General features: G+C 46.1%; 21 protein-coding genes. 13 read left to right on the top strand and 8 right to left on the bottom strand.

The genetic code is table 11. The annotated features are described in order from the left end of the window. Positions 1-360: 360 nt before the first annotated feature. The 4 genes from B0B07_RS05060 to B0B07_RS05045 form a co-directional block, all read right to left on the bottom strand. The gene (locus B0B07_RS05060; RefSeq protein WP_076757244.1) at positions 361-1,263 is read right to left on the bottom strand and encodes a fumarylacetoacetate hydrolase family protein; all 903 of its coding nucleotides are present in this window, start codon (positions 1,261-1,263) and stop codon (positions 361-363) included. A 21-nt stretch (positions 1,264-1,284) separates the two neighbouring features. Then, positions 1,285-3,276: a sodium:solute symporter family protein gene (locus tag B0B07_RS05055; protein ID WP_076757243.1), complete on the bottom strand. Its 1,992-nt coding sequence runs from the start codon at positions 3,274-3,276 to the stop codon at positions 1,285-1,287. Between the two features lie 12 nt (positions 3,277-3,288). Then, positions 3,289-4,059 (bottom strand): cyclase family protein, encoded by a 771-nt coding sequence (locus B0B07_RS05050; protein ID WP_076757242.1) that lies wholly within the window; start codon positions 4,057-4,059, stop codon positions 3,289-3,291. Between the two features lie 84 nt (positions 4,060-4,143). Further along, positions 4,144-4,950, bottom strand: coding sequence for a TrmB family transcriptional regulator (locus tag B0B07_RS05045; protein ID WP_076757241.1), 807 nt, complete (start codon positions 4,948-4,950; stop codon positions 4,144-4,146). A gap of 520 nt (positions 4,951-5,470) precedes the next feature. Here B0B07_RS05045 and B0B07_RS05040 point away from each other — a divergent pair. Then, on the top strand, positions 5,471-6,484 hold the full coding sequence (locus tag B0B07_RS05040; RefSeq protein ID WP_159438420.1) for a nuclease-related domain-containing protein: 1,014 nt from the start codon (positions 5,471-5,473) through the stop codon (positions 6,482-6,484). 530 nt (positions 6,485-7,014) lie between these two features. Here B0B07_RS05040 and B0B07_RS05035 read toward each other — a convergent pair. The 3 genes from B0B07_RS05035 to B0B07_RS05025 form a co-directional block, all read right to left on the bottom strand. Then, positions 7,015-7,809, bottom strand: coding sequence for an SDR family NAD(P)-dependent oxidoreductase (locus B0B07_RS05035; RefSeq protein WP_076757239.1), 795 nt, complete (start codon positions 7,807-7,809; stop codon positions 7,015-7,017). Between the two features lie 83 nt (positions 7,810-7,892). After that, positions 7,893-8,738 (bottom strand): aldo/keto reductase, encoded by an 846-nt coding sequence (locus tag B0B07_RS05030; protein ID WP_076757238.1) that lies wholly within the window; start codon positions 8,736-8,738, stop codon positions 7,893-7,895. Continuing rightward, positions 8,725-9,948: an MFS transporter gene (locus tag B0B07_RS05025; protein WP_076757237.1), complete on the bottom strand. Its 1,224-nt coding sequence runs from the start codon at positions 9,946-9,948 to the stop codon at positions 8,725-8,727. Before B0B07_RS05025 ends, B0B07_RS05030 begins: the two co-directional genes overlap by 14 nt. 149 nt (positions 9,949-10,097) lie before the next feature. Here B0B07_RS05025 and B0B07_RS05020 point away from each other — a divergent pair, with 149 nt between their 5' ends. Next, positions 10,098-10,469, top strand: a complete 372-nt coding sequence (locus tag B0B07_RS05020; RefSeq protein WP_076757236.1) for a winged helix-turn-helix transcriptional regulator — start codon at positions 10,098-10,100, stop codon at positions 10,467-10,469. A gap of 299 nt (positions 10,470-10,768) precedes the next feature. Further along, a complete protein-coding gene (gene tagU, locus B0B07_RS05015) occupies positions 10,769-11,710 on the top strand; it encodes a polyisoprenyl-teichoic acid--peptidoglycan teichoic acid transferase TagU (RefSeq protein ID WP_076757235.1) in 942 nt (313 codons plus the stop codon). A gap of 50 nt (positions 11,711-11,760) precedes the next feature. Here tagU and B0B07_RS05010 read toward each other — a convergent pair whose 3' ends face one another. Then, complete coding sequence (locus tag B0B07_RS05010; protein ID WP_144264293.1) at positions 11,761-12,576, bottom strand: hypothetical protein; 816 nt, start codon at positions 12,574-12,576, stop codon at positions 11,761-11,763. A 174-nt stretch (positions 12,577-12,750) separates the two neighbouring features. Between B0B07_RS05010 and B0B07_RS05005 the strand changes: the two genes are divergently transcribed. The 10 genes from B0B07_RS05005 (at position 12,751) to B0B07_RS04960 (ending at position 24,339) form a co-directional block, all read left to right on the top strand. Further along, positions 12,751-13,476, top strand: coding sequence for a YveK family protein (locus B0B07_RS05005; RefSeq protein ID WP_076757233.1), 726 nt, complete (start codon positions 12,751-12,753; stop codon positions 13,474-13,476). Continuing rightward, positions 13,476-14,186, top strand: a complete 711-nt coding sequence (locus B0B07_RS05000) for a CpsD/CapB family tyrosine-protein kinase (protein ID WP_076757232.1) — start codon at positions 13,476-13,478, stop codon at positions 14,184-14,186. Before B0B07_RS05005 ends, B0B07_RS05000 begins: the two co-directional genes overlap by 1 nt. 57 nt (positions 14,187-14,243) lie before the next feature. Continuing rightward, positions 14,244-15,011: a tyrosine-protein phosphatase gene (locus B0B07_RS04995; protein WP_076757231.1), complete on the top strand. Its 768-nt coding sequence runs from the start codon at positions 14,244-14,246 to the stop codon at positions 15,009-15,011. 106 nt (positions 15,012-15,117) lie between these two features. Further along, positions 15,118-16,947: a polysaccharide biosynthesis protein gene (locus tag B0B07_RS04990; RefSeq protein WP_076757230.1), complete on the top strand. Its 1,830-nt coding sequence runs from the start codon at positions 15,118-15,120 to the stop codon at positions 16,945-16,947. Positions 16,948-17,084: 137 nt separating this feature from the next. Further along, positions 17,085-18,302 (top strand): oligosaccharide flippase family protein, encoded by a 1,218-nt coding sequence (locus tag B0B07_RS04985; protein ID WP_076757229.1) that lies wholly within the window; start codon positions 17,085-17,087, stop codon positions 18,300-18,302. Beyond that, entirely contained in the window at positions 18,299-19,687 is a 1,389-nt protein-coding gene (locus tag B0B07_RS04980; protein WP_076757228.1) for an oligosaccharide repeat unit polymerase, read from the top strand. Before B0B07_RS04985 ends, B0B07_RS04980 begins: the two co-directional genes overlap by 4 nt. A 5-nt stretch (positions 19,688-19,692) precedes the next feature. Continuing rightward, positions 19,693-20,865 carry a glycosyltransferase family 4 protein gene (locus B0B07_RS04975; protein ID WP_076757227.1) on the top strand — a complete coding sequence of 391 codons (1,173 nt, stop codon included), beginning with the start codon at positions 19,693-19,695 and terminating at the stop codon, positions 20,863-20,865. A gap of 19 nt (positions 20,866-20,884) precedes the next feature. After that, positions 20,885-21,898, top strand: a complete 1,014-nt coding sequence (locus B0B07_RS04970; protein WP_076757226.1) for an NAD-dependent epimerase — start codon at positions 20,885-20,887, stop codon at positions 21,896-21,898. 12 nt (positions 21,899-21,910) lie between these two features. Next, positions 21,911-23,191 (top strand): nucleotide sugar dehydrogenase, encoded by a 1,281-nt coding sequence (locus tag B0B07_RS04965; protein ID WP_076757225.1) that lies wholly within the window; start codon positions 21,911-21,913, stop codon positions 23,189-23,191. Next, positions 23,179-24,339 carry a glycosyltransferase family 4 protein gene (locus B0B07_RS04960; protein ID WP_076757224.1) on the top strand — a complete coding sequence of 387 codons (1,161 nt, stop codon included), beginning with the start codon at positions 23,179-23,181 and terminating at the stop codon, positions 24,337-24,339. The genes B0B07_RS04965 and B0B07_RS04960 overlap by 13 nt, the downstream gene beginning before the upstream one ends. Positions 24,340-24,343 lie beyond the last annotated feature (4 nt).

The following is a 24,343-nucleotide window of genomic DNA, read 5'->3' as shown; positions in this document are numbered from 1 at the left end:
GGCAGGTGTAATTCACTCCGGGTCCGCTCGGATTCTCACCAACCATCCGATCTCTATCTTCTGCAGGAATCCTAAGCTACTGCGTCTGCCAACAGACTTTTACGCTTTATGTTGTGCTAAAGTGTACGGCGGAAACAGGATTTTGTCAACAAGGGAAGCGGAGCCCCATCATAAATAGAGCATCTGCCGGAACGGCCGAAACCTTGCATGTCGGTATCTGTAGTGAAAAAAAGAAGCGCCATCAGGCACTCCTTGATTGAAAAAGCCCATGAAATACGAACTTTAAAAACATAAATGAAAAAAGAGCAGCTCTCATTAGAGGACTGCTCTTAAATGTTCCTGTTCTTGCTGTGATTCTCTTTACTTCACCCGATTCCTCAACACCCCAAGCCCCTCAATCTCAAGCTCCACTTCATCCCCGGGTTTCAGCCATGGCTGAACGTCCGGTCCGGCTTCGAGGATGCAGCCGGTTCCGACTGTGCCGGAGCCGATGATGTCTCCCGGATAGAGCGTGGTCCCTGATGAGGCTCGTTCGATCATTTGGCCGAATGAGTAGTATATGTCTTTAAAGTTTCCTTCGGACAGTTGTTTGCCGTTAATTTTGGCAGTCATTTTCAGGTCGTACCGATCACCATTCCGATGTTCCTCCAGTTCATCTTTTGTGACAATGAACGGTCCGATGGAAGTGGCAGCGTCTTTTCCTTTTGCCGGGCCAAGTCCGACTTGCATTTCCTGCATCTGCAAGTCGCGTGCAGACCAGTCGTTGAAGATGGTGTATCCAAAGATGTATTCATCTGCTTCTTCTGCTCTGATATTGCGGCCTTCTTTACCGATAACCGCGGCGATTTCCAATTCGATATCAAACTTCTCGCAATGCGGCGGAATTTCAACTTCCTGTTCCGGGCCGTGGATCGACTGGTGATTCGAGAAATAAAAGACGGGGATTTCATACCATTGCGGGTGCACGGTCAAACCACTTTGTTTGGATGCATTGAGCAGATGCTGCTCAAATGCCATGAAGTCTCGGACGCTTGATGGATTCGGAAGAGGGGCAAGGAGACGGACTTCTTCCAACCCATACGATTGAACGTCTTTACCCAGCTCTTCCAATGCGGACAATGCCTTGCCGCTATGGCGAATGAAATCCAGCATGGTGGTGATTTCTGTTCCATTCAAGTCCAGGGATATGGGATAGACCTTCCCGCCCTCAATGTATCCGGCCTGTTGTTGATTGTCTTGGTATACAAAGGTAACGAACTTCAAATGTGTTCTCCTCCTATTGTGTCACTGTACTTCCTGAAGGGCAGGGGCTGGCCCTGAAATACCGCTGTATTTTTGAAGGATCCCGTTGCCCTGGGGACTCAAGATCACCTGGCGTCTCCATAGCCCCTTTTCAATCAAGAAGCCCTGTTTGATGAGTTTCGACAATATTGCAGATGCATGCAGAGAATCAAACCCGGTCTCGCGAATATATTGATTCAGCGCTCCCATCCCATGTCGGAGCTTTTGCAGGAAGATAAAGTCTTCTCCGGTCAGCTGATCATCAGAATAATGCAGGCTGGAGCCTTTCAAAAATAATTCTGGAGCCAGGCCCTTCTGGATGTGGAATGTATAGAATCCGGGACCCGAGTATTTTTTCCGTCCGATCAGGTGCCGCTTGTCCAGATTTTCGATGATTTTATTGCTGACAGACGAATCCACACCGAGCATGTCACTGATCTCAGCCATTGTGTCATATCCGTAATGAATCAGGGTCATGACCTTCTTCTCTTCTTCGGTCAATGTGCCCGTCGGACCGACCGGGCCATCAAATCCTTTCAAAGCATAATAATCAGGTTTTGTCAGGAGGCTGATGATCACCGTGGTCAGTACAGTGGCGATGAGCCCGACCACCCCGACATGGGTATAAGCTCCAAGTGGAAAGACTTTCGTCAAGTCCAGCACGGTGAATACAGCGGTTGCGGAAATCCCGACGACTGCTCCATAGAAAGCGCCTGTCTTCGTCGTCCGCTTCCACCACATTCCAAGAAATACAAGAATGGAAGGAGCTCCAAGCCAGGCAGTGGAAAACGCAAAGAGATAGAGCGGCCCGCCCGGATAGAAGCACAGAAGCCACACGATCAACCCCAAAGCGAGCGTGATCAATTTGGACGGAACAGTCAGCTCTTTAGAGGTTGCGTTCGGTCGGACATACCGCTGATACAAGTCACGGACTGCAGTACTGGAAGCCCCTATCAGCGCAGTTGTTGAAGTGGAAATCGAGGCAGCAAGCGCTCCGAGTAAAGCGAATGCAGCCACTACGATTGGCAGCGCTTTCAAAACTACGCCGAAAGCGGCTGTCGGATCGACGGTTCCGTAGGGGAGGAATTGATCACCCATTGCGGAACCCGCATACAAACCGGTGAATGCCAGAATGAGAATGGGAACGAAAACGAGCAGCAGTGCTCCGTAGACGAACGAAAGCTTGGCAGTCCGTTCACTTCTGGTTGAAGATACACGCAGCCAATAATAATTGTTCCCCCACACTAGGAAGCAGGCGAACAGAATACCAAACGTCAGGACACTCGGATACTGCAGGGACAAGACCGGCAACTGGCCGCCGCCAATCCCGCTCGTCCAGTAACTTCCGGGACCTGCCCAATTTGACCCGATGAAGGACATGCCGCCAAATTTCGATATGATGGTGATCAACATAACCGGCAATGCAATCAGACCGATGCACATCTGGACAAAGTCTGTCAGAGTGACTGCCCAGAACCCGCCGATGTACGTAAACAGAAGGAACATGGCAAAGATTGCGGAGAGTGTCCCAATTAATGACCAGCCCGTAAAGCTGGTGGTTACGATCGCCATGGACATGACGTTGTTCGCCATGATGCCCAGGAGACCCAGAATGGTCGCCACTGTGACGAGCGTCCTCGTCCGTTTATCAAACCGCATTTCCAGCCACTCGGACAACGTATGGGCTCCGGAGCGGCGGATGTATGGCGCAAACAGCAAGCCATAAAGAGCCAGCCCGCCAATACCATAGATCAGTCCGAAACCAAACGATCCCCAGAAACCGGTCATGATGGCGAGCCCCGGGCCAAGTGTGATGATTGTGCCGGCGAATCCGATGGCGGCCACCCCGAAGATATTTACGAGGAGCCCAACTTCCCGGCCGGCGATAAAGTAGTCATTTGAACCGGTCACCCATTTGCGTGTCACCCATCCTCCCGCCAGAAGAACGGCGATGAAGGCAACGAAGAAGAGCAAGAACACACTGTTGAAGCTCATTCAAATCCCCCTTTATTCGAATATCGCAACCGGTCTGGCCCATCCTGCACTGGCATTTTTAATATTGATGGGGAAGGCAGCCACCTTGAAACCATGTTTTTTTGGCAGTTGATCCAAGTTTGCCAGCTTCTCGATTTGGCAGTATTCGGCTTCCTTCCCGACGAAGTGTGCGGCCCAAAGAATATCATCTTGCGGGTTCTCCCGGTACTGCTGAGCCTGCAGGGGGAGGGGGATATCCCAGCCCCAAGCGTCAATCCCCATCACTTTAATTCCCTCGCTTATCAACCAACGGGTCGCATCTGCGGAAACACCTGCGTGGCAAAACGCATAGTCTTCCTCGTAGAAACGTTTGTCGGCGTCTGTCCGAACCAACACGATGTCATAGGGTTTCAAAGCATAATCCATCTCTGCCAGCCGCTCTTTAAAGTCACTTACTTGAAGTTCGTAACCGGCCGCTTTATCACTGAAATCGAATAGGACCCCGTCTCCATAAAACCAATCCAGCGGCAGCTCATCGATTGTGCGTGAGCGTTCACCTGCCGTTTGATCTGCATAATGCCAAGGTGCGTCCACATGTGTACCGGTGTGGGTCGTTAGCGTCAGTGTTTCAACCGCCCAGGCCTTACTATCCGGGAAATTGCTTTTCTCCAGTCCCAGAATGGCTGCAGCCTGTTCCGCACCCCTTTCGTGTGCCTCGTACTCAATTTTCGGCGGGAACGGCTCCTTCGCGTTTGCGTCCATCGGAACGCTTAGATCAATCACTTTTCGTTTGTTCTCCCCCATTGGATAATCCCCCTTTGAGTAATGGTGTTGAAGATTCGGCCCTCCTTGTTCTTTAGTTCTATAGAAGTCAGTCATTGATGCCGATTAAAAACGATTCAGCAGTCTTTCAAATTGATCGCCGTATTGTTTAACGAGCTCCTTCGGGAAGTCTTTGACAACCTGATTGATGTAGATGTCATGCCTAATATAGTTAATGGTTGTCCGGATCAAGGCGGCATGGCTGGAGATGATCGAATGGGTGTCCGCTCCGGCAGAATGGAGAATGAATACTCTCCGGTCATCGACTGCGCAAGAGAGCTCTCCGATATGACGTTTATCGGAAAATGCACCTACATGGTGATGATAGTGATGCCACGTAACGGGAGCTTCGGGCTGATCAAATGAAATGGAGACCACTTTGACGCCACGGCTTTCCGCCTCTTTCAATTCATGCATCAGATGGATTAACTCCTCATTCCAGCAACTAATGTAAATGTTGTCGGCAGCCCCGTTGATCAACTCCTTTAAAGCTTCAAGAGAAGCTGCATACCCCGAAATATGATAAAGCTCGGACCAGTCTACATTGTTTTTTGTGGAGAGATTTTTGAAATAATCATCCAGCAGTTCATGGTCTTCCTCGAATTCTGCTTTCAATGACTGAAGCAATTCATCATAGGGAAGCGGCGAATATAGTTTCTTGTTCACCACCGTACCTTCCGAAACGTTAAATATGACGTTTCGATCGGTCAGGCGCTTTAACGCTTCATATACTTTGGGATTTGGAACGCCTGACTGAGTGGCGATTTCGTTCCCGTTAAGGGGGTGCCGCTCAAGCAATGCCATGTAAATCTTTGCTTCATATTCAGTAAAACCGTATTTTTTCAGTGTCGATAAAGCCTTATCAGTTTTCATTTAACTCCTCCTGAACTAAATTTACTACCTGGGTAGTAGTAAGTCAATGAGTGTTTTAAATTTTCCGTTTACTTTTTAGCGTGATCATCAATCAAATCAAAAAGCGCCCGCAGCAGGACGCTTTTTGCTGCTTATTCATCAATCTCATCATCGTTTCGCCTGAAGACTCATGACAGGGCTACCAGGAGGAGGTAGTGACTCAGAGGAATTAGGTAGCGATTCAGGTGTGTTAGGTAGCGACTAAAGGCCCGGAGGTAGGGATTCGAAGGGGATGGGTAGGGACTCGTCCCTCGATCGTAGGGTTTCACCGGAACTGCCAAATTTCAATTTTGCTCCACAACCCAAACGGCCTCCGAATCCGTTTATCCGCGAGAACTTGAAGCGAAACAATCAAAAATTCACACACCATCCGAGCGTCCCGAAATTCAATTTCCGGGTAAATTCCGTACTCAAATTCAAAAATTGCCGGTTGGCCCACTTCACCAGTCCCTTGCTATGCTGGGGGGCAAGGGGGGATGGCATGTTCGTGGCGAGGGGAAGGTCGGTTGAGTTGCATGCGCTGGAGCGGCTGCTGGTTTTGCTGCCCGATTCCCATGAGAAGCAGAATGAGATTCAGGATGCAGTGTATCGGGCGAAAGCCGGCAGGGCCGGTGAGCGCATGGTCGATAAGTATGTGAGGCTGACGCGAATCCCGGGACCGGCCAAGGTATTGACCGATTTGGAGCTGGAAATCGGGCCGGACCATATCGTGCAGATCGATACGGTGATCTTGACCCCAAGGGGAGCCTGGATTCTGGAAGCGAAGCTCTACAAAGGGATTCTGCGCTATCGGCACAATCCCCGCAGACTGGAGCGAGTTGACCAAAACGAAGAAATCACCCCGTTTCCGTGCCCGATTATGCAATTGGACACACAAATGAAGGGACTTGAACGATGGCTCACAGATCGGGGGATTGTGCTCCCGGTGAATGGAAAAATCGCGTTTGTCTCGAACAACCTGTGGGAGGGGCTGCCTGATGAGGCGCCGATCATTCCGGTCCGCGAAGTGTCACTCTATCTTCAGCAATCGTTTGACCACATGCGGGACTCGATGAACGTTTCCGAGTTCAATCATTTGGTCAGCTTGCTGGCGGAGGAGAAATACCGCTTCAATCCATTCCCGCTCTGCAAGCGTTTCGGGATCAATCCGAACGACTTGAAACGGGGATTCCTCTGCCCGGTCTGCCACGCTCGGATGCGGTTTGTCACTGAGCGCACCTGCCGCTGTGACGACTGCAGCGTCCAGACAGCCCCCGACTATGGCCGGGCCATCCTCGACTGGTTCCTTCTCATCCATCCGACGATCAATAACCTGCAGTTAAGGAAATTCCTCGGCCTCAAAGATAAATATGCCGCCACCCGCATCCTGGCGCTGTTCGACCTGCAACGAGTCGGCACTTCCGTGAACACAGCTTATACCATTGACCCATTCCGGGGATTAACCAACATGCAGCTGAGGCGGCGGGTGAAGGTGGGAGGGACGGACGGGAGGTAGGGACTCGGAAGTGATAGGTAGAGACTCAACAGCAAAAGGTAGCGACTCACAGGGGAAAGGTAGGGACTCGAGTGCGAATGGTAGGGATTCGACCGCAATAGGTAGGGATTCGTATCACTCATAGTAAGCGGAGCCCATCCCTCCGGATGGGCTTTATACATTCTCGCTCTTTCTAGAAAGGTAGGGATTCGGGAGGAAAAGGTTGTGATTCATCGATGAAAGGTAGCGATTCGACCTCAAATAGTAGCGATTCAAACTTGATAGGTAGGGATTCGACCGCAATAGGTAGGGATTCATATCACTCATAGTGAGAGGAACTCATTCCTTTTGGGATGGGTTCTGGTTTTTCTTTATTGTAAAGGTAGGGACTCGGAAGGGAAAGGTAGGGGCTCGAGCACAAAAGGTAGGGATTCAACCGTGATAGGTAGGGATTCGGAGGCGTTTGGTAGGGACTCGCCGCCTCGCCTATATAAAAGCCCATAAAAAACAAGCACAGAGCGCACTCTGTGCTTGTTTCTGGCACATTGATCTCAAAACACACTCCGCACCAGTCCGCCGTCGATCCGCAGGGCGGAGCCGTTGACGGCGGAGGAGAGAGGGCTGCTCAGGTAGGTGACGAAGTGGGCGATTTCTTCCGGACGGATGAGTCGCTGGATGATCGAGGTGGGCCGGTTTTCTTTCATGAAGTGTGTTTCGGCTTCTTCGATCGACAGGTGTTCATCCGGGTACAGAGTCTCCAACATCGTTTCCACGCCTTCTGTCAGGGTGGAGCCCGGCATCACCGTGTTGACCGTCACTTTCGTTCCCTTTGTCAGTTCGGCGAGGCTGCGGGATAGGGAGAGCTGCATCGTTTTGGTGGCGCTGTAGTGCGCCATTTCCAGGGAAGGCATGATGGCGGCTTCGCTGGCGATGAAGATGACGCGGCCGTCGCCTTTTTCAATCATTTGCTTCAGGTAGCGGCGGGTGAGCCGGACGCCGCTCATGATATTCGTTTCAAACATGCGGAACCACTCTTCATCCGGGATGTCGAAATACTCGGCAGGCTCGAAAATCCCGAGGTTGTTGACCAGAATATCGACTTCGGGATACGCTTCAAAGATTTCCTGGCATCCTTGTTCCGTCGCGAGATCGGCGATGGCCGGATGAAGGACCGCCTCGGGATGTTCGGCTTGGATGTCCCGGATGGTTTCGGTCACTTTTTCTTCGCGCCGCCCGTTAATCAGCACGTGAACCCCTTCCGCCGCCAATGACGTCGCGATGGCTTTGCCGATCCCCGATGTGGAGCCCGTGACCAATGCGGTTTTTCCGTTTAAGTAAAGTTCCATGCAAGTCCCTCCCTGGTTTGTTCGTTTATTAATAGGACGGGCAGCCCCACATCAAGCGGGACTGCCCGGTATTTCACTACAGATTAAAAGTCGAAGTTGTCCGGATCCGGCCCGACGCGGTGGTCCTGGTTCAGTCCGTCGATGGTCTCCATTTCCTCTTTCGATAATTCGAAGTCAAACACATCCGCATTCTCTACGATGCGGTGCTCTTTCGTGGATTTCGGAATGACCACAACGCCTTGTTGCAGATCCCAGCGCAAAATCACCTGTGCAACCGACTTGCCGTGCTTGTCGGCAATCCCCTGAAGGACATCATTGTCCAGGAGCTGACCTTGCATAAGCGGGGACCACGCTTCAAGCTGAATCCCGTGCTCTTGGCAAAATGCCTGCAGTTCTTTTTGCGTCAGACGCGGATGGCGCTCAACCTGATTGACCATCGGTTTGACTTCAGCGTCTTTCATCAGATCCTCCAGATGATGGATCTGGAAGTTGCTCACGCCGATCGATTTGACGCGGCCTTCTTTGTAGAGGGTTTCGAGGGCTCTCCAAGCGTCTTTGTACTTGCCTTCAACCGGCCAGTGGATCAAGTACAGGTCCAGATATTCGAGGCCGAGTCTCTCCAGGCTCGCTTCATATGCGGCAATAGTCGACTCATAACCAAGGTCGCTGTTCCATACTTTCGACGTGACAAACAGGTCTTCTCTTGTAATGCCGGCTTCTTTCAGGCCTTCCTGAATCCCTTGGCCGACGCCTGTTTCGTTTTCATAAATCGCGGCGGTGTCAATGCTGCGGTAACCGTGTTTAATTGCGGTTTTGACTGCATTCACCAGTTCGGGGCCTTCCTCAACTTTAAATACGCCAAGGCCGAACCAAGGCATGTTGACGCCGTTGTGCAATGCTGTCGTGTCTTTCAAATTAGATGCTGTCATGTGTAGTCCCTCCAAAATGTTTGATCGTTTCTTGATCTTTCCGTTCCAGGATCCGGCTCCAGCCGGTCAGGACGGCCGCTGCCGCAACCATGATCGCGCCGACCCAGGTGGTATGAATCAGACCGATCGAGTGCGTGATCAGTCCGCCTAAATAAGAGCCTAACGCAATTCCGGCATTAAATGCAGCAATATTGATCGCAGATGCCACATCGGTCGCGCTGGGAACATAGCGCTCAGCAAGCATGACCACCGATACTTGCAGGCCGGGCACGTTCATGAAGGCCAGCAGTCCCATGAAGAAGATCGTGATGAGACCGGCGATCTTGAATGGAGCCGTGAACATCAGGATCAGCAAAACAACCGCCTGTACGATGAACATATAGAACAGAGCGCGGATCGGATCATGGTTCGACAGTTTCCCGCCGACCGTATTCCCGATCGCGATGGCGATTCCGTAGGCAAATAGGATAATGGCCACCGTTCCCTCTTTGAACCCGGTGATGTTCTGGAGCAACGGGGATAAGAAGGTGAACACGACAAATGTTCCGCCGTAGCCGAGTGCCGTAATGATGAACAGGAGCAGCAGCCGGCTGTTCGTCACCAGTTTAAACTGATCACGGAATGATGACTTGGCCCCTTTGCGCAAATTACCGGGAAGCAATACGCTGTTTGCGATGAAGGCAATCACGCCGATCACCACGATCGTGGCAAACGCAGCCCTCCAGCCGAACTGCTGTCCGATGAAGGTACCGAACGGGACACCGGTGACCGTGGCCACGGTCAGGCCTGTAAACATTATTGATATCGCGCTCGCTCTCCGGTTTTCCGGGACCAGGTCTGCTGCGATGGTCGAACCGATCGACATGAAGACCCCGTGAGAAAGGGCGGAGATGACGCGTGCGGCCAGCAAGACCCCGATTGTCGTGGACAATGCGGCGAGCGTATTACCGACAATAAAGACGACCATAATCCAAAGCAGCAATGTCTTGCGTGACATTTTGGATGTCAGGGAAGTCAATACAGGCGCCCCGAATGTGACGCCCAGGGCATACAGGGAAACGGTCAGCCCCGCGGTGGTCACCGGGATATTTAAGTCGCCTGCAATCAAAGGCAGCAGGCCGACGCTGATGAATTCAGTTGTGCCGATGGCAAATGCACTGACTGCCAAAACAATCAATGCCAACGTGCTTTGTTTCTTTCCAATATCCATGTTCTACCCCCTTTTCTGTGTTGTATTCTGCAGCACAAATGTTATTATGATATCTACAAGCGGATATGGAAAGTACGCACTTTAAAGTGATATAGGAACACAAAAGTAACATAGGTACTTTTTAGTGCCTATGACAGGAGGAATTATGGATGCACAGAAAAAAATACAATATTTCCGTTGAGGCCACATTGGAAGTGATCGGCGGGAAGTGGAAATGCGTGATTCTCTGCCATCTGACCCACGGAAAAAAACGCACGAGCGAGCTCAAGCGGCTCATGCCGAACATCACCCAAAAAATGCTCACCCAACAGTTGCGTGAGCTGGAGGAAGACGGGGTCATCAACCGGATCGTCTACAATCAGGTCCCCCCGAAAGTCGAATACGAGCTCAGCGAATACGGACAAAGCCTGGAAGGCATCCTGAACTCGCTTTGCACATGGGGAGAACAACATCTGACGAAAGTATATGGAGACAAGTCCTCTGTATTGGAAGAAAGCGTGTTGAACGAACCGTCGGTGTGAGGGAGAGAGACACAAAAGCGAGCCGGGACATCCGTTACCCGGCTCGCTTTCTCGATTACCTTCTATAATAGTTCGACACTGTTAGACTTCGAAAGAGACTTGCCCGCACAGTAAAAAGAAATTTTTATAGTCCACCTTAATTGAGCTCAGCCCAAGCCTGACTGGCATCAGCCACACCTTAACGAAATCACAATCCAGAATATTAATTAAATTTTTTGCGCCATTTTAGGTGAAATGGATTATAATGTAGGAGATTCTACAGAGAGAGACAAAAAACGATGGGAATAGGGGAATAGCAAATGGCAGAAAAAAGAAGGGGCCGTCGCAAGAAAAAGCGGATCTGGCCGTGGATTGTCGGGCCGATTGTCCTCATCTTGCTGGCGGTCGGCGTGTATGCCGGACTGGTATACAAAGAGTTGACGGATACCGCAAAGGAGATCCATTCACCATTGGAGCGGAAGGCCTCCGATAAGCGGCAAAAAGCAGTGGAGCTGGACAAAAAAGAGCCGTTTTCGGTTCTTGTCCTTGGTGTGGATGAGCGTGAAGGAGACAAAGGCCGTTCGGATACGATGATTGTACTTACAGTCAATCCGAAAGAGAAAAAGACGACGATGGTCAGTTTGCCGCGGGATACATACACTGAGATCGTCGGGAAGGGCGTCAAGGACAAGATCAACCATGCGTTCGCGTTCGGCGGAGTGGAAATGTCCATGGCGAGTGTTGAAAATCTGCTCGACATTCCGATTGATTACGTCGTCCAGGTGAACATGGAGAGCTTCAAAGAGATTGTCGATGCGGTCGGCGGGATTACGGTGGATAACGACCTTGCCTTTTCTCAGGGACAGTACACATTCCCTGAGGGCCCTGTCCAGATCAACGGGGATGAGGCACTGGCCTATGTGCGAATGAGGAAACAGGACCCGCGTGGAGACTTCGGACGCCAAGATCGGCAGAAAGACGTCATCCAAGGCGTGATCAAAAAAGGCGCTTCGCTCGACAGCCTGATGAATTACCGCTCGATTTTCGGGGCGATCAGCAAAAACGTCCGGACCAATCTGACGTTCGACGAGATGAATGACCTGCAGAAGAACTACCGGGATGCGACGCGCAACGTTAATCAGATTATCGTGGAAAAAGGCCAGGGCCAGAAGATGGACGGCATCTGGTATTACCTGATGAACGACGAGGAACTTGATTCGATTTCCTCTCAACTGAAACAGCAGCTCGAAATCACATCATGAAACAGCAACAGCCGGCCCATTTGATGGCCGGCTGTTTTGTATCTTCATCTTTATTTACCCGTGAAATAGTTGATCAGTGCGCCAGACCATGTGTCAATTCCTTTTTCGGTCAGTTTGTAGTCGGCATCCACATACTCAAGGATTTCATCTTTTCCGGCGTCCGGCCACTCTTCCCAATGGTCGATATAAGCAATCTTCTGGTCGTCGGCAAACTTCTGCAGAGCATTGATCTGAGTTAGATAGTAGTTCGGATTATGAATCGCCTGCGGCGGGGTGATGAAGAACGCTGCATCGTCCACTTCTTCCTCGGCCCGGTTTTTCACCGTCAAGATGTCCTGATGCTCCTCTTCAATGATCACCTGACCGTTATTGTTCAGTGTAAACGGTTCATAGACGACAAGGTCATACCCTTTCTTCCAATCGACCGCGTCCAGTTCCGACTCAATGAACTGTTCCGACGTCCCGTCAAAAGTGTAAACGTCCGGCTCGATGAAACCTCCATAGGCCTGCTGAACCTCTGACGTGAATTGACTCGCCGGTGCATCAAACGAAGATGAGCCAATCACAAGCAACTGAGCTTGCTCTCCGTTGTCCAGCCGATCGGCAAGCATGGCCGCAGCACTCTTCGGCAAGTTGGCAGTCAACTCCTCCAGCTGCCCGGCGGACAGATCCGATCTCGCACTGACATCTTCTTGCTCACCTTCTTGCTCATCCTGGACGTCATCATTCGATGATGCTTCTCCTGAACCTGATTTGATCACTTGCTGGGCGGCACCCTGTTCGACTCTGGACGTCCATGCGTAATAGCTAAAGCCAAGAATGAGTGCACAAATAATAGCCACCGGCAATAACAATTTCAGTCTCATTCGCTTTCACTTCCCTTCTGATATAGACTTATCAAATTATCACATAAGTAGACTTATTCTAATCTATTTTAACAGAGAGTTGTAATAATCGACACAATTCTTACCAAACTCATGCTATACTGAGGGAGTGAGTGTTAGATATACAGTTATTAACAAAGTAAAGGGGCACAATGGATGGAAGAGACAATCAGTTTGCAGGACCTGTTCAAAACACTGCGGAAACGGCTGACCTTAATCCTGCTCAGTGTTTTACTGACGGTGACGGCGGCGGGGGTCATCAGCTTCCTGGTCATGACGCCAATCTACCAGGCCTCCACCCAGATCTTGGTGAACCAGACGGAAAGAGAAGCATCCCAGTTCACTTCTCAAGATATCCAGACGAACCTTCAGCTCATCAATACATACAATGTCGTCATCAAAAGCCCCGCGATCTTAAACAAAGTGATTAAAGAATTGAACCTGGATGAGACTGCCTCTTCGCTCAACAGCAAGATCTCGGTGAGCAGTGAACAGAACTCCCAGGTGATCACAGTGGCCGTGCAAGATCCGAGCCAGCAGCGTGCGGTGGAAATTGCCAACACGACGGCCAATGTTTTTGAACATGAAATTCCGACATTGATGAATGTGGATAACGTCAATATCCTGGCTCCTGCTGTCATGCCCGCGTCTCCTGCTCCGGTGAAACCGGATCCGATTTTGAATATGGCGATCGGCGCTGTGATCGGTCTCATGCTTGGAGTGGGTCTGGCGTTCCTCTTGGAGTATCTGGATACGACCGTGAAAACAGAAAATGATATCGAAGAGCTGACCGGCCTGCCGATCATCGGCCTGATCAGCCCGATTCCGGATTCTGATGTGAACCTCTCGAACGTTGTCCGATCACAAAGGAGGCGCAAATGATGCTGAAGAGAAAAAAGAGGAAAAACCAGCTTGAGCAGCGCGCCCGAAAACTAGTGGTTTCTGCAAGTCCCCGTTCCGTCGTATCCGAGCAATTTCGTACGCTCAGATCGAACATCATCTTCTCTACGGTGGATGACGAGCTGAACACCCTTCTCGTCACATCGGCGACTCCCGGAGACGGGAAATCGACCGTGTCAGCGAATATCGCGACTCTTTTTGCGCAGGACGGCAAGCGTGTCCTTCTCATTGATGCGGACATGCGCAAGCCGACTGTGCACTATACGTTCAACCTGGTTAATAGTGCCGGTCTTTCCAGTGTCCTGACGCAGCAACAGACTGCCAATGAGGCGATCCGCCAAACAGAAATCTCGCCGAATCTACATATTATGACGAGCGGTCCAATCCCTCCGAATCCTGCAGAGCTGCTCGGTTCCAGGGCAATGACCCGGCTTGTGGATTCGTTGAAGCAACAATATGAAATGATTGTTTTTGATGCGCCCCCAACTCTTTCGGTGACAGATGCGCAGATTCTGGCAAACCAAAGCGACGGGACTATTTTCGTGGTGAATTCAGGCGCTACGGAGAAGGAAAACTTGGAAAAGGCTATTTCCCTTTTGGAAAAAGCACGCGCACGCGTTCTTGGCACGGTTCTCAATAACTATCAGATCGACAAAGACGGATATTACCAATATTACGGAACACAGGAGTAAGAAGAGCGGGCCTTCTTGCTCTTTTCCTGTATCTACAGAAGGAAAGGAAAGGGAAACATGATCGATATCCATACGCATATCATTCCCGACGCGGATGATGGGCCGACAGACCTGAAAACTGCGGTCGACATGCTGAAACAAGCAGAGAAGGAAGGCATCACTCATTTAATTTCCACTTCCCATGTTTGCCATCCCCAGTTCCATGTATCAAAAGAAGCAGTGGAAGATGGACTCGGAAAGCTGAGGGCGGCTGCAAAAGAAGAGAGCCTTCAGATCGAGCTTTCATCAGGCCATGAAATCAGGCTTTGTGACGATCTGGTTGACCGGCTAAAGAGAGGAGAGTTCTGGACACTCGCAGAATCCCAATATCTTCTGCTGGAACTCCCGTCCCAAAGCATCCCGAATTATACAGTGGGAGTGATCCAGGGGTTGATGAACCACAAAATCACCCCAATCATTGCTCATCCGGAGAGGAACAAGGCGATTGTTGAAAAGCCTGAGCGCCTGTTGCGACTTGTCAACCATGGTGCGCTTTCCCAAGTGACGGCAGGAGCCGTCAACGGTTCATTCGGCTCCACGATCAAGGAAGCTGCCCTCCGGCTGATTGATGCTAAACTCGTTCATTTCTATGGTTCTGATGCCCATAACACAGAAAAACGGAAGTTCTACTTTGATGCAGGTCTTACCTACCTGGAAAAGAGGGGCCGGGCAGATTTTGTCGATATAGCACTGGAAAACAACGCCAGGGTAATAGAGAAAAGAGACGCCATTGTGTTGGAACCGGAGGTATTGGAAAAGAAGAAAAAATGGTTTATTTTCGGGTGAACTGTCGGATTTTGCAATTAAATATACCAAAGGTTACTAGTTGAGAGGTATAATAGACTCAAGTGTTGCTATGGCTTTCGAATTAAGAGGAGGTATTGGCAAATCAATGAGTTACCCTAAACGACTTGCAGGTTTGGCAACGATCGATTCATTTATTGTGTTTTTGTCGATTTATGTAAGTTTTCTACTTTTAAATCCGACACCTGGCATCATCCAGTCTAAAACCTTGCTCATCAGTGCCCTAACCATTTTTGTCGCGCACCATGTGACTGCGTCGTTTTACGGTCTGTACAAAAAAGCGTGGGCTTACGCTTCGGTCGGAGAGCTGAAGGCAATTATAAAGTCAGTAACCATTACGATTGCCGTAGTGTCTGTCGTTCAATTGATTGGTGTCCAACACATCTATTTCCGGGCACTGATGATTACATGGATGCTTCACCTAATGTTGATCGGCGGCTCTCGGTTCGTATGGCGGATGTATAGAGACTCAAAAGTCAAGCGGACGAACGGGGAATTCAAGCCAACGATGGTCGTCGGAGCCGGTCAAGCCGGTACAATGGTTGTCCGACAAATGAACCAAAACCCGGAGAACGGCCTCAAACCGATCGTTTTCGTGGATGATGATCGGACAAAACAACAACTCGATATATACGGTGTCAATGTCGCCGGGGGCCTCAAAGACATTCCCAGGTTAGTTAAAGAACATCAAATCGAGAATATTGTCATCGCTATCCCGTCGATGCCCAAAATGGATACAGCCGAACTGACAAAGCTTTGCATCGACACAGGTGCCCGTACTCAGACGATTCCGCGTATCGAGGACCTTATGACCGGGAAAGTATCGGTGAATGACATTCGTGACGTGAAGATTGAAGACCTGCTCGGCCGCGAAGAAGTTGAACTCGATATGAAAGCCATCGCGGACAAGCTTGAGAATAAAACGATATTGGTGACCGGTGCAGGAGGCTCGATCGGCTCGGAAATTTGCCGACAAGTCATGAGATTCCAGCCAAAGAAGCTTGTTCTGGTCGGTCACGGAGAGAACTCGATTTATCTCATTGACCGTGAACTCAAAGGAATGGGACAAAACACAGAGATCATCCCGGTTATCGCAGACGTCCAGGACCGCAACCGGATCTTCGACATCATCTCTGAACTAGCGCCGGACGTGATCTATCACGCAGCTGCACACAAGCACGTCCCGCTCATGGAAGCGAACCCGTTTGAAGCGGTGAAGAACAACATCTTCGGCACGAAAAATGTTGCAGAAGCCGCCGACACATTTGGTGTTGGCTACTTTGTCCTCGTCTCGACAGACAAAGCCGTCAATCCGCCGAATGTCATGGGCGCAACGAAGCGCTTTGCCGAAATGGTCGTTCAAAACCTTGCGAAGACGAGCAACACAAAATTCGCCGCTGTCCGGTTCGGCAATGTCCTCGGCTCCCGAGGCTCGGTCGTTCCGTTGTTCAAAAAACAAATCGCGGCAGGCGGCCCGGTCACCGTCACCGACGAGCGCATGACCCGCTACTTCATGACGATCCCGGAAGCATCTCGGCTCGTCATCCAGGCCGGCACACTCGCAAGTGGCGGGGAAGTATTCGTCCTCGACATGGGCGAACCCGTCAAAATCACCGACCTCGCCCGCAACCTCATTAAGCTGTCCGGCTATGAGGTAGAAGACATCGGCATCGCCTACTCTGGCATCCGGCCGGGCGAGAAACTGTATGAAGAACTTCTGGATACTTCTGAAATCCAACAAGAGCAAGTCTTTCCGAAAATCCATATAGGACGCGCGACGCCAATTGCGGAATCAGAACAACTTTACGTCCTTAGCACGCTATCTACGATGAAGGAAGAAGAATTAAAGCTAACGCTCATCTCTCTCGCAAATCGAAAAATTCCTGAGTCTCCGTCCAAATCACTTACAAAAGTATGATCTAGAACTTTAGATCCTTGAAAAGATTTAGGAGATGAAAATAACTTTAGATTTAAAGAAGAATATTCCTTAGTGAGAATAACTTTAAAATCGGACAGAAATGGATAGTTAAGTTATTTAAGAAAGAGACTGTTTTGATGAAATCTATAATGAAAAAAATGAGCTGGATATTTATAGCAAATGTTATTTCCGCATTTTCGAAATGGCTTATTATTATTGTGATTGCTAAGCAATTATCAGCAGTTGAAGTAGGACTCTATTCTTTAGCGCTTGCGGTAACAGCACCAATTTCTTTGCTGGGTAACATGAAATTGAGATCCCTCTTTATCACGGAACAAAACAACAATGTTGGGAACTATTTAAGAACTAGAAGCATTACTAGCTTACTCTCTTTAACTATTATGCTTTTTGTTATTATGGTTTTTTACAAGGAATACTTTTTCTTAATGTTTTTCGTAGGACTAATAAAGATATTAGATTTACAGTCAGACATGTATTACGCGATTCCGCATAAAGAAAACAACTTGAAGTTAGTAGCAAAACTAATTATTTGGAAACAGGTCGTTCTTTTATTGGTATTTTCCATCTCATTATTTTCTGTTAAAAATATTCTCATTGCTTTATTTATACAAGTGATAGTCCAATTTATGTTCTATATGTTTATTGAGAAGGTTCTGATGAAAAGGAAATATCACCCACTTTATACGACGTCAATTAACCTATCAACGGTTAAAGATATTATTAAGTTAGGAATTCCGTTGGGGATCGTTCAGTTCTTGTTTTCACTTAATGCAAATATTCCTAGATACTTTTTAGAGCTCTTTACCACTCCTGTCAAGTTAGGGATTTTTTCAGCCATAGTATTTTTACTGAACATATCTAATACATTTATGAACTCAATGACGCAAGTGTTTCTTCCAAAACTTTCAAATTTGTATAACGAAAATCAAAAAAAAGAATTTAGGAAAGTATTATTTGGTCAATTAACAATTATATCAATAGCAATTAGCTTATTGATGCTTGTAATTGTATTCTTCTTTGGAGAGTGGATATTAGGGGCTATTTACGGAAAGGAATACTCTGATTATAAAAACTTGTTTATTCTTATAACTTTATCCGTTTCAATTAATTCCATTAGTTGGAACATGGATAATGGTCTTATGGCTGCCAGGTGTATAAGAGTTCAACCAATTATCACCCTCATTAGCTTAGTAATAAATATAATTACGAGTATGTGGCTTATTAGAAAATACGATATTATGGGAGCGGGAGTTGCATTGATTATTTCGTCGAGTGTGTTGCTAACTCTAAGGATAGTGTTTTTAAGTAGGGAATTAAAGAGAGAAAAAGAATGAACATTAGAAGTATTAGTGCCAGAAAGATTTTCTACCCCCTTTTAAGTTTTTTTATATTTGGCGTATCCCTCCTTGTTGCAATATATATAGCTTATACTCCTATCCAAGCAGGATACGAGAAGTTATATTATCTCCCGTTACTATTCGGCAGTTTGTACTTTGTGTCAATATTAATTTTGAGAGAAAAAATAATTAACTTGTTCATGTTTGTTTTTTTGGGAACTAGTTTTCTTAGATATGTAATCCTTCCATTTTTGATCACTAGTACATCGTACTATGGAGGGAGGTCAAACATCCCGCCTACCTCAAGCTCTCTTGATTATGCTTTGCAGTTAATGGTTTATGAATTAGTTATAGTTTGGCTATTTATAACAATATCATTTAAAGTGTTTCTGAAATTAGGGAATGTAAACTTAACCTATCCTAAAAATCATTTCGTTTATATTTTATTCATTGGCGTTTCGATCGTTAGTGCCTTTCTTTTTCCTTCTTCATTGAATGGTTTCTCTTTTGGAAAAATAATTGTGTCAAAAACAAATATTTATGATTCAGCTATGGGTAATTTAATTACTTACGTGCTTGTAATTTCTAAATACTTGGCTTTTGTTTTAATCATGTCTTATTTAAGTAATTTGTATAACAAAAGAAAACAAAAAAAAGTAATTCTCATAGCTTTTATGGTGGTTATAGTTAGTATTTTATTGGTTTTTGGAAACAATCGGATGGATTATGTAATAACAACAATTGTTACTGTTGTATTTTTCTATAAATTATTTTCGAAAAGAACTTTGATTTTTATATTACCGCTCATTTTTGTAGGAATATTCATCACAAGTTCTATCACTGAACAACGTAATTATATGACAGCAACGAACGGCCAAGACCCACTTACAGACTTAGCCGAAACATTACAAGTATATTTAGCTGGCCCGTATAATGTTGCGATAGCAATTGAGGCAAAGAAAGTATTTAGTCAAGAAATTCATGACATGAATATTTTCTATGAGATTTTTCGTTCCACAATAGGTTTTAATGTCTTTTTAAAAAATATGGAACTAAAGACTGGTAGCGAAATATTTAACGAAAGAATTTATTATAGTGATCATGTTTCTCAAATACTTCCAATGATTGGGCAAGGCGTAATTTATTTAGGAATTGTTTTATCCCCTCTACTATCCTTAATGTTCATTTCTTTAGCTATTTGGCTCATGAACATTCGCAATGGTAGTAGCAGAGTAGAACTTCTGTTTTTTTTGAGTATAGCTATTGCACGGTTAGGATTAGTCAACGCACAGAACGGGGCAATCTTGGCTAATGACATTTCATTTTTCTTATTTCTGTTTTTAATAATTTACTTTTTGAATGATAAAGTTTCTTGGAGGTGAATTCATTGAGATTATTATACGCTCATGATGTAAGAATAATAAAGAATAATCAATTATATTATAGTTATACATTTGATTACTCACTTTGGAAAAGATACTTGAAAGAATTTGAAAGTATGATTGTAGCTTCAAGACAGATTGAACTAGATCAGTTGCAGCACGAAGTACCCCTTTCTAGCGGAGAGAGGGTTGAGTTTATAGAAATACCATCGCTAAATAATAATTTCTCTAAATATTTCTGGAATAGAAATAGAGGAAAAAAAATAATCAATGATATCTTAAATAAAGTTGACTGCGTGATTGTTCGTTTGCCTAGTTCAGTTGGGTTATTAACTTATCAATTGGCTAAAAAGAAGAATATCCCTGTTGCGGTTGAATTAGTGGGATTTCCTAATGATGCTTTTCGGTATCATGGAAGTTTACTTGGAAAAATGTATGCACCATTAGCAACATTTAAATATAAAAGAGTATTAAAAAATGCAACGCATGCAATTTATGTTACTGAGTATGCTCTTCAAAAGAAGTTTCCGACTTTAGGATTTACTTATTCTGCATCTAATGTTGTTATAAATCGAGAATATCAGAATCGCTATTTGGACAGCCTAGATAAAAGAATACCAGAGCGAGAAGAAATTAAAATAGGTTTAATTGGACAAGTAGATATTTATTATAAAGGTGTTGATACTGCATTATTAGCGCTGAAGAGAATAATAAAAAAAATGCCTAACCTAAATATCAAATTGGAAATAATCGGAGGGGGCGATTTATCAAAATGGAAACAATGGATTGAGAACAATAAAATGAAAAACAATGTTACTTTCCTTGGAAAATTAACTAAAAATGAAATAGATAAATGGTTTGAAAGTATCTATATCTATATCCAACCTAGCAGGACAGAAGGGCTTCCTAGATCGGTAATAGAAGCTATGAATTTTGGTCTGCCGATTGTGGCTACAAATGTGGGTGGTATTCCTGAGTTAATTGATAGTCGATTTTTACATAATTCGGGCGATTATAAAGCATTAGCAACACTTATACTGGACTTGCTGAATAATGAAGATTTAAGGATTGATCAATCGAAAAGAAACTATAACCGGGCTGGAGAGTTTATGGTTGATCACTTAGATAGAAAAAGAAATGATTTTTATCATGATTTCAAGGAATTCATCAAAAAATAAAAACTGAGGAGTTTTTAATTTGAAGGTAATGATTACTGGGGTTGCGGGATTTATTGGGTTCAACTTGTCGAAGCGGCTTTTAAAGGGAGGATATGAAGTAGTTGGGGTTGATAATTTAAATAATTACTATGATATCAAACTTAAACAAGATAGGTTAAAAGAAATTGAGAGTCATGAGAAGTTTGAATTCTATAATATTGATTTGATTGATGAGAAGAGATTAACTCTTATTTTTGAAGAACATGAAATTGAGACAGTGATTAATTTAGCAGCTCAGGCCGGAGTGCGATACAGTCTGGAAAATCCCCGAGCATATGTTGATTCAAACATAGTGGGATTTATGAATGTCTTAGAAGTCTCGCGAAACTACAAAGTACAACATTTACTTTATGCATCATCTAGTTCTGTATATGGGGCAAATGAGACATTGCCGTTTTCTGTACAGGATAATGTTGACCACCCACTCAGCCTCTATGCTGCTACAAAAAAAACAAACGAACTCATGGCACATACATATAGCAGTCTTTATACTATTCCTACTACTGGTCTACGTTTCTTTACAGTTTACGGCCCTTGGGGACGTCCTGACATGGCGCTCTTCAAGTTTACAAAGAACATCATTGAGGGGAAGCCAATTGATGTTTATAACAATGGAAACATGCTGCGCGACTTTACGTATGTAGATGATATCGTCGAAGCGATTTCACGTCTTGTTGATAAGCCGGCAAAGCCGAATCCTTACTGGACAGGAAAGAATCCAGACCCGGGGACAAGTTATGCACCATATCGGGTTTATAATATCGGGAATAACAGCCCTGTTAAGTTGATGGATTTTATTACAGCTATTGAGGATAAGTTGGGGATCGAAGCGAAGAAGAACTTCATGCCTCTCCAGCCCGGTGATGTGCCTGAAACTTATGCAGATGTTGAAAGCTTATATAGAGACATTGATTTTCGACCGCAAACGTCCATTAAAGAGGGCATCGGTAAATTTATTGATTGGTATTTGGATTATTATCAAATCAAGTTATAAGGGGTTTTTGAGATGGAGCTTAAAATTGCAGTTGTAGGTCTCGGATATGTCGGGTTGCCGGTAGCTGTTGCTTTCGGCAAGAAGCATCCTATTACAGGATTTGATATTAGCTCTCGCCGTATTGAAACTCTTAAGGCGGGAATTGATTATACAAATGAAGTGGAACCGAAAGATCTTAAGAAGGCAGAGATTGATTTTACGAATGAAGGAGAAAAACTTAAGGCGGCTGATTTCATTATCGTTGCTGTTCCAACACCGATTAATCAGCATAATCAGCCTGATTTAACTCCCCTTTTGAATGCTTCTGCAATGGTGGGTCGAAACCTATCGAAGGGAACAATCGTTGTCTTCGAATCTACCGTATACCCGGGAGTAACCGAAGATGAATGTGTTCCCGTTTTAGAAAAAGCATCAGGCTTGAAGGCTGGAGAAGATTTCTTCGTGGGTTATTCTCCTGAACGGATTAATCCAGGAGATAAGGAGCATACGTTTACAAAAATTTTAAAGGTCGTTTCCGGCCAAACGCCCGAAGTATTGGATACAATTGCAGAGGTTTATAGTAGCGTTGTTGAAGCAGGTGTACATAAAGCGAGTTCAATCAAAGTGGCAGAAGCAGCCAAGGTAATTGAGAATACACAACGAGATGTAAATATCGCGCTTATGAATGAATTGGCGTTGATCTTTGACCGGATTGGCATTGATACAACAGAGGTATTAGAGGCAGCGGGCACTAAGTGGAATTTCCTTAAGTTCTCCCCTGGACTCGTTGGTGGTCACTGTATTGGCGTGGATCCTTACTATCTTACACATAAAGCGGAATCGGTGGGCCATTACCCGGAAGTCATACTTGCAGGTCGTCGGATCAACGACGGAGTCGGCCGTTATATAGCACGCACGGTCGTCAAGAAACTTATTCATCACGGTGTAGTCATCCAAGGAGCAACTGTGACTGTGCTCGGTCTAACATTCAAAGAGAATGTACCCGATCTCCGCAATTCGAAAGTGATAGATATCATCCGGGAGCTCAAAGAGTTTGGTGTCTGCATTCAAGTGGCTGATCCTCAGGCAGACGCAGACGAAGCGTATCGTGAATATGGAGTGAACCTCATTCCGTTCAATGAACTTGAGAAATCAGAGGCCGTCGTTATAGCGGTGCCACATGATGAGTACAGAGATTTAGATTGGGAGGGTATCTGCCAGCTACTGAAAGAAGATACGAGTGTTATAGCGGATATCAAGAGTGTTCTTCCATTAGACAAGAAACCAGAAGCAGTTGATCTATGGAGACTATGAACGAGCAAAAAAAGATTCTTCAGATATGTGCAATTGACTTAAGTGCCGATGCCCTATTGAAGCCATTGATCAAACGTTCTATGGAAGAAGGGTTCGTAGTACATACTGCATGCTCTGATCAAGGCCGTTTTGCTGCCCTTCGGTCCGAGGGGATGGTCATGATTGATGTACCCATCGCGCGGGAGATAAATCCGATTAGCAATATGAAGTCAGTAATGGCTCTTTATAAATTGATGAAGCGGGAGAAGTATGACATTGTCCATGTCCATACTCCGGTTGCCGCATTGCTTGGTAGGATGGCTGCCAAACTTGCTGGTATTAAAAATATTGTCTATACGGCGCATGGATTTTACTTTCATGAGGAAATGACGAAAAAGCAGTATAGCTTATTTTTCAATATTGAAAAGTACGCTGCACGCTGGATGACAGATTGGTTGTTGCTTCAGAGCCGAGAGGATTATGACTTAGCACTGGAAAGTAATTTTAAATCTAGGGAGAAAACAATCCACTTAAGCAATGGCGTGGATATTTGGAAGAAGTTTAGCCCTGAACTGTTTACAGAGGAAGATAGGCAGTCATTAAGGAGAGATTTAGGGTTAAATGAAAAGGATATTATTTTTTCCTTCATCGGTAGGATGGTTCGTGAAAAAGGGGTATTTGAACTGATCTCTGCCTTCAAGAGGGTTTCCAAACGACACTCCAATGTAAAGCTGTTATTGATAGGCGGGTTGCCTGAGAGTGAACGTGATCTTTGTAGTTATCAACAACTACTGAAGGACTTGGATTACCCAAGCATTAAGCACTTAGGGTTCCGAACAGATACGCCTGAACTTCTGTCGATCTCAGATTGTTTTGTACTTCCTTCACATCGTGAAGGGTTACCGCGATCAATTATTGAAGCAATGGGCATGAGAAAGCCAATTATCGCTTCAAACATCCGGGGCTGCCGAGAAGAGGTATTTCAGAAGGAAAACGGTTTCCTTTTTGAAAAAGGGAATGATAAAGAGTTAGAAATAATGATTGAAAGAATAGTGGAAGACAGCGAAGCCAGAGAATCATTTGGCAAGAGAAGCCGTGAAATTGTTGAACAGTTTTTTGATGAAGAAAAAGTACTGCAGAAGCAAATTAACTTGTTTAAGACACTTTAAAGGT

Origin of the sequence: Edaphobacillus lindanitolerans, from assembly GCF_900156305.1 — a bacterium.
In the GTDB taxonomy this organism is placed as follows: domain Bacteria; phylum Bacillota; class Bacilli; order Bacillales_A; family Planococcaceae; genus Bhargavaea; species Bhargavaea lindanitolerans.
The sequence above is the reverse complement of the archived record's forward strand: the minus strand, read 5'-3'. Positions and strand labels throughout refer to the sequence as shown.

Bases quoted from the DNA above. Each gene is read 5' to 3' on its own strand.
- B0B07_RS05055 (WP_076757243.1), bottom strand. From the start codon at position 3,276: ATGAGCTTCAACAGTGTGTTCTTGCTCTTCTTCGTTGCCTTCATCGCC.
- B0B07_RS05050 (WP_076757242.1), bottom strand. From the start codon at position 4,059: ATGGGGGAGAACAAACGAAAAGTGATTGATCTAAGCGTTCCGATGGAC.
- B0B07_RS05045 (WP_076757241.1), bottom strand. From the start codon at position 4,950: ATGAAAACTGATAAGGCTTTATCGACACTGAAAAAATACGGTTTTACT.
- B0B07_RS05040 (WP_159438420.1), top strand. From the start codon at position 5,471: ATGTTCGTGGCGAGGGGAAGGTCGGTTGAGTTGCATGCGCTGGAGCGG.
- B0B07_RS05035 (WP_076757239.1), bottom strand. From the start codon at position 7,809: ATGGAACTTTACTTAAACGGAAAAACCGCATTGGTCACGGGCTCCACA.
- B0B07_RS05030 (WP_076757238.1), bottom strand. From the start codon at position 8,738: ATGACAGCATCTAATTTGAAAGACACGACAGCATTGCACAACGGCGTC.
- B0B07_RS05025 (WP_076757237.1), bottom strand. From the start codon at position 9,948: ATGGATATTGGAAAGAAACAAAGCACGTTGGCATTGATTGTTTTGGCA.
- B0B07_RS05020 (WP_076757236.1), top strand. From the start codon at position 10,098: ATGCACAGAAAAAAATACAATATTTCCGTTGAGGCCACATTGGAAGTG.
- tagU (WP_076757235.1), top strand. From the start codon at position 10,769: ATGGCAGAAAAAAGAAGGGGCCGTCGCAAGAAAAAGCGGATCTGGCCG.
- B0B07_RS05010 (WP_144264293.1), bottom strand. From the start codon at position 12,576: ATGAGACTGAAATTGTTATTGCCGGTGGCTATTATTTGTGCACTCATT.
- B0B07_RS05005 (WP_076757233.1), top strand. From the start codon at position 12,751: ATGGAAGAGACAATCAGTTTGCAGGACCTGTTCAAAACACTGCGGAAA.
- B0B07_RS05000 (WP_076757232.1), top strand. From the start codon at position 13,476: ATGCTGAAGAGAAAAAAGAGGAAAAACCAGCTTGAGCAGCGCGCCCGA.
- B0B07_RS04995 (WP_076757231.1), top strand. From the start codon at position 14,244: ATGATCGATATCCATACGCATATCATTCCCGACGCGGATGATGGGCCG.
- B0B07_RS04990 (WP_076757230.1), top strand. From the start codon at position 15,118: ATGAGTTACCCTAAACGACTTGCAGGTTTGGCAACGATCGATTCATTT.
- B0B07_RS04985 (WP_076757229.1), top strand. From the start codon at position 17,085: ATGAAATCTATAATGAAAAAAATGAGCTGGATATTTATAGCAAATGTT.
- B0B07_RS04980 (WP_076757228.1), top strand. From the start codon at position 18,299: ATGAACATTAGAAGTATTAGTGCCAGAAAGATTTTCTACCCCCTTTTA.
- B0B07_RS04965 (WP_076757225.1), top strand. From the start codon at position 21,911: ATGGAGCTTAAAATTGCAGTTGTAGGTCTCGGATATGTCGGGTTGCCG.
- B0B07_RS04960 (WP_076757224.1), top strand. From the start codon at position 23,179: ATGGAGACTATGAACGAGCAAAAAAAGATTCTTCAGATATGTGCAATT.